The sequence below is a fragment of the Actinophytocola xinjiangensis genome (genome assembly GCF_001921215.1).
Taxonomy (GTDB): Bacteria; Actinomycetota; Actinomycetes; order Mycobacteriales; family Pseudonocardiaceae; genus Actinophytocola; species Actinophytocola xinjiangensis.
This window is the reverse complement of record NZ_MSIF01000006.1, coordinates 332,752-344,939: the sequence shown is the minus strand read 5'-3', so window position 1 is coordinate 344,939 and position 12,188 is coordinate 332,752. Positions and strand designations below refer to the sequence as shown.

Annotated in this window: 11 protein-coding genes; 8 read left to right on the top strand and 3 right to left on the bottom strand. The window is 72.8% G+C overall.

Annotated features, from left to right (window positions below):
• Positions 1 to 49 precede the first annotated feature (49 nt).
• Both BLA60_RS16050 and BLA60_RS16045 read right to left on the bottom strand, forming a co-directional pair.
• Positions 50 to 1,102 (bottom strand): sensor histidine kinase, encoded by a 1,053-nt coding sequence (locus tag BLA60_RS16050; RefSeq protein ID WP_075133665.1) that lies wholly within the window; start codon positions 1,100 to 1,102, stop codon positions 50 to 52.
• Positions 1,099 to 1,797, bottom strand: a complete 699-nt coding sequence (locus tag BLA60_RS16045; RefSeq protein WP_084734984.1) for a response regulator transcription factor — start codon at positions 1,795 to 1,797, stop codon at positions 1,099 to 1,101. Before BLA60_RS16045 ends, BLA60_RS16050 begins: the two co-directional genes overlap by 4 nt.
• 85 nt (positions 1,798 to 1,882) lie before the next feature.
• On the opposite strand from BLA60_RS16045, the gene BLA60_RS45530 reads away from it, so the two are divergent.
• From BLA60_RS45530 to BLA60_RS16005, 8 genes are all read left to right on the top strand, one after another.
• A complete protein-coding gene (locus BLA60_RS45530; RefSeq protein ID WP_245812005.1) occupies positions 1,883 to 2,110 on the top strand; it encodes an alpha/beta fold hydrolase in 228 nt (75 codons plus the stop codon).
• A gap of 49 nt (positions 2,111 to 2,159) precedes the next feature.
• On the top strand, positions 2,160 to 3,311 hold the full coding sequence (locus BLA60_RS16035; protein WP_075133722.1) for an MFS transporter: 1,152 nt from the start codon (positions 2,160 to 2,162) through the stop codon (positions 3,309 to 3,311).
• Between the two features lie 103 nt (positions 3,312 to 3,414).
• Positions 3,415 to 4,575, top strand: a complete 1,161-nt coding sequence (locus BLA60_RS16030; RefSeq protein ID WP_154814381.1) for a hypothetical protein — start codon at positions 3,415 to 3,417, stop codon at positions 4,573 to 4,575.
• Between the two features lie 8 nt (positions 4,576 to 4,583).
• A complete protein-coding gene (locus BLA60_RS16025) occupies positions 4,584 to 5,894 on the top strand; it encodes an ABC transporter substrate-binding protein (protein ID WP_162292970.1) in 1,311 nt (436 codons plus the stop codon).
• Positions 5,891 to 7,375 carry a S1 family peptidase gene (locus BLA60_RS16020; RefSeq protein WP_154814380.1) on the top strand — a complete coding sequence of 495 codons (1,485 nt, stop codon included), beginning with the start codon at positions 5,891 to 5,893 and terminating at the stop codon, positions 7,373 to 7,375. The genes BLA60_RS16025 and BLA60_RS16020 overlap by 4 nt, the downstream gene beginning before the upstream one ends.
• Complete coding sequence (locus tag BLA60_RS16015; protein ID WP_075133662.1) at positions 7,372 to 9,477, top strand: tetratricopeptide repeat protein; 2,106 nt, start codon at positions 7,372 to 7,374, stop codon at positions 9,475 to 9,477. The genes BLA60_RS16020 and BLA60_RS16015 overlap by 4 nt, the downstream gene beginning before the upstream one ends.
• A 19-nt stretch (positions 9,478 to 9,496) precedes the next feature.
• The gene (locus BLA60_RS16010; RefSeq protein WP_075133661.1) at positions 9,497 to 10,936 is read left to right on the top strand and encodes a vWA domain-containing protein; all 1,440 of its coding nucleotides are present in this window, start codon (positions 9,497 to 9,499) and stop codon (positions 10,934 to 10,936) included.
• 16 nt (positions 10,937 to 10,952) lie between these two features.
• Positions 10,953 to 11,282, top strand: coding sequence for a CU044_2847 family protein (locus BLA60_RS16005; protein WP_075133660.1), 330 nt, complete (start codon positions 10,953 to 10,955; stop codon positions 11,280 to 11,282).
• 6 nt (positions 11,283 to 11,288) lie between these two features.
• Here the strand turns inward: BLA60_RS16005 and BLA60_RS16000 are convergent, their stop codons facing one another.
• Positions 11,289 to 12,167 (bottom strand): EamA family transporter, encoded by an 879-nt coding sequence (locus tag BLA60_RS16000; RefSeq protein ID WP_075133659.1) that lies wholly within the window; start codon positions 12,165 to 12,167, stop codon positions 11,289 to 11,291.
• Between the last annotated feature and the right edge of the window lie 21 nt (positions 12,168 to 12,188).

Genomic DNA, 12,188 nt, shown 5'->3' with positions numbered 1-12,188 from the left:
AGGGGTCAGCGGCCCGGGACAGCACCGGGCGGCAGTGGGGTCGAACCGATCAGGGAGTGGGCAGCACCACACGGATCCGGCAACCGGGCGGCTCACCCGGCGGCAGCTCGGCCGGCGGCACGACTCCGATGCGGCCGCCGTGCAGGTCGACCACCCAGCGGGCGATCGCCAGGCCGAGGCCGGTGCCGCCGCCCCCGGCCCGCTCACCCCGGGTGAAGCGCTCGAAGACCCGGTGCTGCTCCTCGGCGGGAATGCCGGGACCCTCGTCGTGGACCTCGATCACCACGTCGTCGGTGCGGGCCAGGGCGGACACGTGCACCTTGCCGCCGGCCGGACCGTGGCGGGCGGCGTTGTCCAGCAGGTTGAGCACCACCTGGTGCAGCCGCCCCCGGTCGGCGACCGCGTGCGCCCCGGCCGGCAGGACCTCGACGGTGAACCGGACACCCCGGCCGACGGCCGCGGCCATCACCTCCGCCTCGGCGACGACCTCGTCCAGCAGCAGCTCAAGGTCGAACTCCTCCCGGTCCAGCGGGAACGCGCCCGCGTCGATCCGGGACAGGTCGAGCAGCTCGGTGACCAGAAGACCGAGCCGCTCGGTCTGGGCCAGCGCCGTGCGCAGCGTCGCCGGGTCGGGCTCGGCGACCCCGTCGACCAGGTTCTCCAGGACGCCGTTGAGCGCGGTGATCGGGGTCCGCAGCTCGTGGGAGACGTTCGCTATCAGCTCGCGCCGCTGCTGGTCGGCGGTGTCCAGGTCGGCGGCCATCTGGTTGAACGCCACCGCCAGCTCACCGACCTCGTCGCGCGCGCTCGCCCGGACCCGCCGGGTGTAGTCGCCCCTGGCCATCGCCCGCGCGGCGGCGGTCATCTCACGCAGCGGCCGGGTCATGCCGTGCGCCAGGATCTGCGAGGTGAGCAGCGCCAGCACGATCGCGGTGACCGTGGTGCGCGGTGGCAGCCAGCCGATCTGGTAGTTGAAGAACGTGAACGCGACCCCGCCCGAGCACACCAGCAGGATGGCGAGCTTGAGCTTGATGGAGCGGATCGGGTCCAGCGGCCGGGGCAGGAGGTCGACCAGCCGGCGCACGGTCTCACGGGTGGTCACGGCCCGACCTCCAACGCGTAGCCGACGCCGTGCACCGTGCGGATCAGGTCCGCGCCGAGTTTGCGCCGCAACGCCTTGACGTGGCTGTCGACCGCGCGCGTGCCCGAGGCGTTGCCGTGGGTCTCCCAGTCCCACACCTCGCTGAGCAGCCGCTCGCGGTGCTGCACCGCCCGAGGGCGCCGCGCCAGGTGCACCAGCAGGTCGAACTCGATCGGCGTGAGCTGGGCCGCCACCCCGGCCCTGGCCACCAGCCGCCGGTCGAGGTCGATCTCCAGGTCACCGAGCACGATACGGGCGGCGACGGCCTCCGCGCGGGTCGAACGCTCCACCCGGCGCAGCAGCGCGTGCACCCGCGCGGCCAGCACCCGCATGGAGAACGGCTTGGTCAGGTAGTCGTCCGCGCCGACGCCGAGCCCCACCAGCAGATCGGTCTCGTCGGCCCGGGCGGTGAGCATCAGCACGGGCACCGGCCGGCGCGCCTGAACCCGCCGGCACACCTCCAGGCCGTCGAACCCGGGCAGCATCACGTCCAGCACCAGCACGTCCGGGTCGCCGTCGGTGTCGGCCGCGACCGCCGCCGGTCCGTCGTGGGCGACCGTGACGGTGAACCCCTCGGCCCGCAACCGCGCCGCGATCGACTCGGCGATCGTGACGTCGTCCTCCACGACGAGCACCCGCCGTCCCACAGCTTCCATGCGGCTGACTCTAGGCACCGGCCGTGGAGACCCTCGGTGCGAGATGTGAAGATCCTGTGGAGGATCCCGGGGCGAGGAGTGGGTGATGGCGCGGTTGCCCCACGGCGCTCCGTTCGACCGCCCGGCGCTGATCCTGACCGGCCGGCAGGACCACGTCACGGGTTACCAGGACCAGTTCGCCCTGCTGCCGCACTACCCGAGGGCGAGTTTCGCGGTGCTCGACGTGGCCGGACACAACCTGCACATTGAGCAGGCGGGCCTGTTCGCCGCGCATCTGGGGGAGTGGCTCGACCGGGTCGAGGCGCGGGACTGACCGGTCGCCCACGCGCGCGACGTGGGCCCGGCGTGCGATGCTGCGCGCCATGGTCGTGTCCCGCAGCCGCTGGTCGACGGTCGCGGCGTTCGCGTCGCTGGCGGCGGTCACGCAGGTTCTCTGGGTCACCTACGCCCCGGTCGCCGACGCCGCCGCACGCCACTACGGCGTCGGTGACGGTGCCATTGGCTGGCTGGCCAACGTGTTTCCCCTGGTGTACGTGCTGCTCGCGATCCCGGCCGGGGTGCTGCTGGACCGCCGGTTCCGGGGAGCGCTGGCCGTGGGCGCGGTGCTCGTCGCGCTCGGTGCGCTGCTGCGGATCGTGGGGGACGGGTACGCGGTCGCGCTGGCCGGGCAACTCGTCGTGTCGGTGGCACAACCGTTGGTGTTGAACGCGATCACCAGTGTCGCCGGGCGTTATCTCGCGGACGAGGACCGGCCGGCGGGCATCGCCGTCGGGTCGGCGAGCACGTTCGCCGGGCTGATCGTCGGGTTCGGTCTCGGTGCCGTGTTCGCCGAGGACGTCGGCACGCTGCTGCTGGTGCAGGCGGCGCTCGCGGTGGTCGCCGCGCTGGCCGTGCTCCGGGTGCTGCGGACACCGCCGCCGTTCCGGGTCCCGCCGGCGCCGGTCGGGTTCGGCGCGCTGCGCACGGCCTGGCGCGACCGGACGATCAGAACCCTGTGCGCGCTGGTGTTCGTGCCGTTCGGGGTGTTCGTCACGATGGCGACGTTCGCCCAGCCGCTGCTCGAACCCGCCGGTGTCCCGGAGGCGACGTCCGGCCTGATCCTGCTCGCCTGTGTCGCGGCGGGCGTCGTCGGCTGCGCGGTCGTGCCGGTCTGGGCGCACCGCCACAGCCGCGAGGTCCTCGCCATGACCACCGCCCTGGTGGTCACGACCGTCGCCTGTGTCGTTCTCGCGGTGGTCCCGGGTGTGGCCACCGGGTACATCGCGTTGGCGCTCATCGGTTTCGGTCTGCTGCCGGCCCTCCCGATCGTGCTGGAGCTGACCGAACGCCGGGGCGGCGGAACCGAGGGCACCGCCGCCGGCCTGATCTGGCTCACCGGCAACCTCGGCGGCCTGGTCCTGGCGGGCGTCGTCGCCGTGCTGATCGACGGGCCGACGCTGGTGTTCCTGCTGCTCGCCGCGCTGAGCCTGCTGACCCTGCCGCTGCTGCGGGTATACCGCCGCACCGGCCGGTAGAGCGTCGCACGCCGTCACCGTCGGTCACTGAGGGCTGTTCTTCGGGAGCCCCAGTCCGTACGATGAAACCCCCTGAGCGGGTACCTGGGGGTAGGTGAGCTCGATGGGGACCACGACGGTGTCACGCACCGATGGCCCGCTGCGGTCCTACGTACGCGATCTGCGGCAGCGCCGCACCGTTCTCCTGCTGATCAGCCTGTTCGCCGGGCTGCTCACGTTGTGGGTGCTGGTCGGTGTCAGCGGGCTGCTCGTGTTCGCCCGCGTGCACGAGGTCTCGACCGCCGCGCGGACCCGCACGGTCAACGCCATCAGCGAGATCGCGACCGCGCGGTCCGCGCTGGTGCGTGCCGACCAGGCCGCGATCCTCAGCTTCACCTCGGGCGGCGGGCGGCTCGCCGGCCCCGGCGACGAGTTCCAGAACCAGGTCGCGATCGCCAGCCAGAGCCTGACCATGGTCGCCGAGCACACCATGACCCGCAACGGAAGCAGCACCCTGCGGCTGGTCCAGGGGCTGGTGGTGACCTACGTCGGCATGATCGGCCAGGCCGACGCCCACTTCCGGCAACCGGGCGGCGAGGCCCTGGGCGCCGTGGACCTGTGGCACGCGTCGCGGCTGCTGCACGGGCAGGACGCCACGCTGCTCAGGGAACTGGACGGCCTGCTGAGCGCCCACCAGGACGTGTTGGCCGACCACCTGGACGAGGCGTCGACACCCTGGCACGCGGAGGCGTCGATCATCCTGCTCGCGGTCGCCCTGCTGGCCCTGCTGGCGTTCACCAACCTCGTGTACCTGCGCCGGTTCCGCCGCCGGGTGAACCCCTGGCTGGTGGTCGCCGCGGCGGCCCTCATCGGCTCGACCCTGCTCACCTGGCACCTCGTCGGGTCGGACGAGGGTCTGTCGACCACGGGCACCACGCTCAACGGCATGGTCGACCAGCAGCGGACGCTGGACGACGCCGCGAGCAGGGTGGGCCAGGTGGAGTTGCGCGACCTGGTCGTGGGCACGGTCTGCGGCGACCAGAACCAGTGCGGCGCCACGCTGGCCCGGTTCGACGAGGACGTGAACGCCGCGCAGGACCCCCTGCCCACGGTCACCGAGAGCGACGTCGCCGAGCAGGCGCTCGCCGTCCGGGCGCACGCCGACGCCGCCGAGGTGGGTACCGGCTCGCGTACCTGGTTGATCGCGCTGGACGCCCTGCTGGTCGTGGCGATCCTGCTCGGCACCCTGCCCCCGCTGTTCCGCTACCGGTTCCGGTCGAGATGAGGACATCCGTGCGCCGTAACGTCATCGGGCTGGTCGTGCTGCTGGTGACCGCCGGACTGCCCGCCTGCGCCGTGACCGAACCGGCGACCGTGACCATCCTCGGACCATGGCTGGACACCGGGGAGAACTCCGAGGGCCGCGAGTTCCGCACGGTGCTGGACGCGTTCACCGAGGAAACCGGCATCGAGTACGACTACCAGCAAACTCGTGCGCTGGCCCAGGTTCTGCGGTCGGGCATGGCCAGCGGCGCCCCGCCGGACGTGGCGATCCTGTCCAGCCCCGGCGATCTCGCCCGGTTCGCCAGGGGCGGCGGGCTGTACCCGCTGGACGACGTGCTCAGCCAGCGGCAGCGAGCGGCCTACGACGCGCCGTGGCTGCTGCCCACCCGGGTCGACGGCGTCGACCACGTCTACACCGTGCCGATCAAGGCGAACCTGACCAGCCTCGTCTGGTACAACCCGAAACGGCTGACCGGCCCGCCGCCGGGAACGCTGGAGGAGCTGTTGGCCTTCGGTGGGTCGGCCGCCGGGTCGGGGATCACGCCGTGGTGCATGGGCATGGGCGACTCGTCGATCTCCGGCTGGTCGGGCGCGGACCTGATCGAGGACATCTTCGTCCACCGGTTCGGTCCGGACCGCTACCGGCAGTGGGCCGCCGGTGACCTGGCCTGGACCTCCGAACAGGTACGCCAGGCGTGGGCGGAGTGGGGCAGCCTCGCCACCGACCCGCGTGCCGTGTACGGCGGCCCGCGAACGGTGTTCTCCACCGACTTCGGGGACAGCGGGCTGCCGCTGTTCACCGATCCGCCCGGCTGCCTGTTCGAACACCAGTCGTCGTTCATCATGGGTTTCTACCGGGATTTCGAGTCCCGGCCGACGGCCGGGGAGGACTTCGACTTCTTCCCCTTCCCCGGTGCGGTGGGCACCGATCCGGTGTGGACGGTGTCGGTCGACCTCGCGGGGATGTTCACCGACACGCCGCAGGCCCGGTCGCTGATGGAGTTCCTCGCCCGCGACTCGACCCAGGGAATCTGGCCACGGGGGTCCGATCGCGGTGTGTTCACGCTGAACCGCGACGTCGACACCGACGTGTACCAGGATCCGATCAGCCCACGCATCGCCGAGGTGTTCTCGTCCGACGACCCGTTGTGCTTCCACGTCGTGGACATCCTGCCGCCGGCGGTGCGCACCGCCTACTACCGTGCCGTGCTGGAGTACCTGAACAGTCCCGCACGGCTCGACGAACTGCTCGCCGGGCTGGACGAGGTCAGAGCCGCCGTGCCACCGGAAGAATGGCTTGACCTGCCGTGTACGGCATGAACGACCGGAGCCAGCACCGCTGGCAGGTCAGGGTGCGTTCCCGCGAGGACCCGGACCTGGTTCTCGGCGCCGGCGTGTTGCTCGGCCCGGAGTTCGTGCTCACCTGCGCCCATGTCGCGCTGAGGGCGCCCGAGCTGGTGGTCGACCTGATGGGTCACGACGGCCTGCCCGCCGTGGGCGCCGAGGTCGTGGACGAGCTGTGCGTGGCGGAGTTCCCTGGCGTTCGCCGGGGCGACGTCGCGCTGCTGCGGCTCCGCGAGCCACGGCCGGCCGACGACGGCGCGCGGCTGCGGCGGTTGGCCATCACCCGGGACCGGCCGGCCCGCGTGCTGGGCTACCCGCGCCTGTTCGACGACGGGCTGTGGGCGCTGACGACGCTGGTCGGGCGCGTGGGGCCGGAATGGGTGCAGATGAACCGGCGGTCGGACGTCGAGCAGCGGGTGCGGGCCGGGTTCAGTGGTTCGGGCGTCGTCGACGACCTGACCGGCGACGTCGTCGGGATCGTCGTGGCCGAGTACACCGACGAGGAGGCCGGCCTGTCCTGGATGCTGCCGACCGAGGCGATCATCGCGCACCTGCCGCTGGTTGATGACTGGGCCGTCGGCGGCCGGGGCGTCGACCCGAGCTTCACGCGTCCCGGTCTCCCCGCCGACGACCGTGCGACGGAACTGGCCACGCAGTTGCGGGCCCGGTCGGCGGAACCCGGGGTGCGGCTCGTGGGTGGTCGCGACGTCGACGCGCTGCGGCAGGCGGTCATGCTGTCCGGCCCCGGCACCGAGCCGCTGGCGGATCTGGCGATCGACGTCGCGGGACAGTCCGTCGAGGAGGTGTCCCGGCGCATCGCCGACCGCGTGGGGCTGACCGTCGACGACGGGCGGAGCTCCCGTGAGCGACTGGCCGCCGGGACGCCGCCGATGACCGTGGTGGCGGTGGAGGTCGACCGGGCCGAGGACCCGGAGTCGTTGATCCGGGACGTGTTCACGCCGCTGGTGCTGTACGGGGGCCGGCTCGTGCTCGGCCTGCGGGACGAGGACTCGGTGAGCCGGTCGATGGTGCGGGACCTGGCGATCCGCGCCGTGGGGATCAGGCTCGACGGCCTCGCCCGGCGGGTCGCGGCGCTCGACCGCCGGCACGCCAGGCAGATCACCAGGCTGACCGGATGGCTGGCCGACACGCGGCTGGCGGCCGAGGTGGACCCCGAGGGGGTCGTCGAGCGGCTGTTGCCGCGGCTGGAGCGGCGCGTCGCCCGGCTGGAGCCGGCGAACCCGCGCGGCACCGGTGTCGCGGCGGAACGCGGCCGGCTGGAGGCACTGACGGCCAGGGCGGGTGACGCCGGGATGGTCGAGCACGAGGTTCTCGTCGCGCGGCACCGCCGGGCGACCGAGTTGATCGCCGTCGAGCCACCCGACCTGGAGGCCGTGCGCGCGGCCGTCCAGGCCTACGACGACGCACTGCGACGTCTGCTGGAGGAGCAGCGATGAGCCCGCCCACCACCTGTGCCCGCCCCGGCTGCGGCGGCCCGGTCGACGACATGGGCTACTGCGAGAACTGCGGTCACGAGGCCGCCCGGCCACCCAGCACCCCGGCTCGGCCCGCGCCGGCCGACGACGCGGAGCAGGGGGATCCCCTGTCCTTCCCGGCCTTCACGGTCCCGCTGCCGGTGGCCGGCGACGGGGTGCGGTGGTGTGTCACCTGCCGCAAGGAGCCCGACCCGCGCGCGTCGAAGTACTGCCCGGAATGCGCCACGCCGTTGGGGGCGAGCCTGCGCAGGAACGATCTCGTCGGCGACCAGTACAAGGTCCGTGGCTTTCTGGCGCGGGGCGGCCAGGGCGAGACCTACCTGGCCCAGGACGTCCACCTCGACGACAACGACGTCGTCCTCAAGGGACACATCGCCGTTGGGGATTCCGCGGTGGCCGAGCGGCGGGCGCTGACCACCTTCGAGCACCCGAACATCGTGCGGATCTACAACTTCGTCACCCACCCGGACGCGCAGCTCGCGACGCCGAGGGACTACATCGTGATGGAGTACGTCGGCGGTCTGGTCCTCGCCGACGTGATGCTCAGGTCCAGGACCGACCGGTTGCCGTGGCGAGGTCCGCTGACGATCGAGCACGTCATCATGTGCGGCCTGCAGATCCTCGCCGCACTCCAGTACCTGCACGGCCGGGGCTACCTGTACTGCGATCTCAACCCGAACAACGTGATCCTGCGTTCCGGCGGGCGCGACGAGCAGAGCAACCGGGTCAAGCTGATCGACTTCGGCGGTGTTCGGCGGATCGGCGACCGGATCAGCCCGAGGGTCGGCACCACCGGGTTCGTGGTCTCCGACGCCGAGATCGCCGAACACGGACTGACCGTGCGGTCGGACCTGCACACGGTCGGGGTCACGCTGCAACGGCTCCACCAGGCGGTCGTCGCCCGGCCACGGGCCACCGCGGCCGGGCGGTCGCCGTTCGTCCTGGTGTACGAACGCGCGCGGCACCAGGACCCGCGTCGCCGGTTCGCCTCGGCGACGGAGATGGCCGGGCAGTTGGACGGCGTGCTGCGGGAGATCGCCTCGCTGCGCGACGGCCGGCCCCGCCCCCGGCCGTCGGCCTGGTTCGAGCGCGGGACGGTTCTGCTCGACGGCGGCCTGGGCCGGGTTCCGGGGCTGGAGCGGTGGACGACCGCCGCCGGTGACACCTCGCCGCTCGACGTCGTCCTCGCGTCCGGCCCGCCGGAGCCGACGGACGTGGCGATCGGGCTGCCGGAGCCGAAGGACCCGACGAGCGGGTTCGTGGCCGGATCGGCCACCGACGACCAGGGTCAACCGCTCAGCGCCACGGAGGCCGACCGCCTGGGCCGGCTCACCGACGCGCTGGACCGCTGCCGGGCCGACCTGGCCGCCGCCGACCCGAACGCCGCCAGGGCGGACCTCGCGCAGGCGCGGATACTGCTCGACGACGACCAGGATTGGCGCTCGTGCTGGCACGCCGGCCTGATCGCGCTGTGGACCGGGGAGGTGCGGGTCGCCGCCCGGGAGTTCGACGCGGTGTACCGGGCACTGCCCGGCGAGGACGCGCCGAAACTGGCGCTGGCCTACTGCGCCGAGGCCGGTGAGCGTCCCGACCTCGCGGAGTCGTTCTACGAGGCGGTGTGGCGCCGGGACCCGGAGGTGGTGAGCGCGTTGTTCGGGCTGGTGCGGATCCGGCTCGGGCGCGCGGACCGGGCCGGGGCCGTCGCCCTGCTGGACACGACCACCTCGACGTGGCGGCACACCGTCGCGGTCGGTGTCGCGGCCGTCCAGGTGCTGTGCGGCAACCTCGGTGACCACCGCCCGACCCCCGAGGACCTGCGCGACGCCGCAGACCGGTTGACCCACCTGAACCTGGACGACGGGGCGAAGGTCCGGCTGGAGACCGTCCTGCGGGAGGCCCGGCTGGCCCGGTGGCTGGCCGAGAACGACCGGGCCGAGGAACGAGCGGCCCGCAGGGACCTGGAGACCTCCTACCTTGGCCTGGCCAGGCAGTCCCGGACCCCGGTGGACCACACCCGCCTGATCGATCTCGCGAACCGGCACCGCCCGGTCACCCACATCTGAGAGCTGGGAGGGCAACGACATGGCCCAGGCGCCCGAGTTCGGTCTGACGGTCAGCCAGGAAGTCCACCTGGCACCGGAGGAACAGGAGATGCACGCCATCCTCGGTCTGACCGCGACCGTGACCGAGAAGGTGGCCGGCGCCGGACCGGCGGTGGTCGCCCCCGAACTCGCCCAGGTGATCGTGATCGACCGCTCGTCCTCCATGGACACCCCCCGGACGAAGATGGTGGCCGCCATCCGGGCCACCCGCACCGCGATCGACCTCCTGCCCGACGGCACCCGGTTCGCCGTCGTCGCGGGCGACGAGCGGGCCACCATGGTGTATCCGCGTGAGCCGGAACTCGCCGTCGCCTCACCGGGAACGCGGGCGGCGGCGCGGGAGGCGGTCGCCGGGCTGCGGGCCAACGGCAGCACCGCGATCGGTGTGTGGCTGCGGCTGACCAGGCAGCTGCTGGCGCGCTATCCGGATGCCGTGCGGCACGCGATCCTGCTCACCGACGGCCAGAACACCTCGTCCCGGGACGTGCTTGAGGAGGAGCTGGTCGCCTGCCCACCGGTGTTCACCTGCGACTCCCGGGGGATCGGCGAGCACTGGGAGCCCCGGGAGCTGCGGCGGATCGCCGAGGCACTGCACGGCACGGCGGACGCCGTCCGGGAGCACCGGGACCTGAGCGAGGAGTTCCGGGCCATGACCCTGTCGGCGGTCGGCAAGCTCGTGCCGCAGGTGCGGGTCGTCGTCCGGACGACGACCGGCGTCACCGTCGACTTCCTGCGCCAGACCCATCCCACGCTGTACGTGCTGGAGCCGGCGCCGGTGTCCGACCGGGTCACGGCGTTCGCGACCGGGTCGTGGGGGGTGCAGACGCGGGACTTCCACCTGTGTCTGCGAACCGACCGTGTCGCGGCCGAGCTGGACGAGCGGATCCGGATCGCCCGCGTCGACGTGCAGCGGCGCCGTCCGGGGTCGGACGAGTACGAGAACCTGTGTGCGGGGGGCGTGTTCGCGTGCTGGACCAACGACGCCCGGCTCTCCAGCGTGATCGACCCCCGGGTCGCGCACTACACCGACCAGGCCGCGCTGGGGGAGAACATCCGGCTCGGGATCGCCGCGTACAGGATCGATGACCTGGAAACCGCCGAGGCCGAATGGCGCAGCGCGGTCCTGCTGGCCGCCGAGTCCGGCAACGAGAAGGCCTTGGCCCGGCTCCGGCGGCTGGTCAGGATCACGGGCGACCCCCGCGACGGGGTGACATCGATCAGGGACGACATCGGGGTCGTCGACCTGCTCTGGGCGGAGATGGGGTCGAGTACGACGACCCGGGGGCCGGTCGACACACCGAGTGCCGACCGGCCCGCCACGCCCGGCCCGAACGGGGAGTGCCCGATCTGCGGGACGCGCTGGTCGGCGGCGGCCAGGTACTGCGGCGACTGCCAGCACGAGCTGGTCGAGCCGCACTGACGAAAGGGACGTGTGCGTGACGCAACAGGAGATCGCCCGGTTTCCCCTGACCGACGGGGGTTCGGTACTGGTGGAGGTCGACGTCCCGCCCGGCGTGGCCAGGGCCGGCCGCGCGGGTGACGTGCTGCGCGAGGCCCGGACCCAGTTCGAGAAGGCCATCGGTGACGTCCGGGACGCCGCCGCCTCGGCCCTGGCCCAGTTCACCGCGATGGCCACCGCACCGGACGAGATCGAGCTGACCTTCGGCGTCAAGTTCGATGCCGAGGTCGGCGCGGTCATCGCCCGTACCGGGGTCGGCGGCCAGATCGAGGTGAAACTCCGGTGGAACCGCGCCGAGCCAGGGTGACCCGGGTCAGCTCCGGACGGGGACGCGCCTGGCGGGGGCGGGCAGCTGTCCGGCGAGGATCGCACCGAGGGCCAGCGCGAAGCCCATCAGCTGCACCGGGCCCAGGAGTTGACCGAGCAGCGCGGCGCCGAGCGCCGCGGCCACCAGCGGTGAGAGCAGCGGCAGTACCGCCACCGAGGTGACCGGCAGCGACGTGATCCCCTGGAACCACAGCACGTAGGCGATCAGCCCGCCGACCAGACCCAGCCACAGGTACCCGAGCGCGGCGGCCAGGTCGATCGCCGGTGGCGCGCCTTCGGCGACGAACGTGACCGGCAGCAGGAACAGCCCGGCCGCCGCGAGCTGCCAGCCGGCGAAGGCCGTCGGGCTGGCCTGCGGGGGCCGGCCCCAGCGCTTGGTCAGCGTCACCCCGAGGGCCATCGACACCGCGCTCGCCAGGCCGGCGACCACGCCGACCGCGTCCAGTCCCGCCGCCGGGCCGATCACCACCAGGCCGACGCCGACGATCCCGGTGACCCCCCAGGCCAACCGCCACGCGGAGGGGCGTTCGCGCAGGACCGCCACCGCCAGCAGGGCGACCACCAGCGGCTGGCCGGCGGCCAGGGTCGCGGCGACGCCGCCGGGCAGGCGCTCGGCGGCGATGAACAGCAACACGTTGAACAGACCGATGTTCAGCACGCCGAGCACCGCGGCCTTCCACCACCACTCGCCGCGCGGCAGTGTCCTGGTCAGCGCGAGTGCGATCAGACCGGCCGGCAGCGCGCGCAGCAGCGCGGCGAACACCGGATGACCCTGCGGCAGGAGTTCGGTGGTGACCACGTAGGTGGTGCCCCACACGGCGGGGGCGAGCGCGGTCAACGCGACGCGCGTCGGGTTTCCGGTCATGGCTCCAGTCTCCCCACGAAC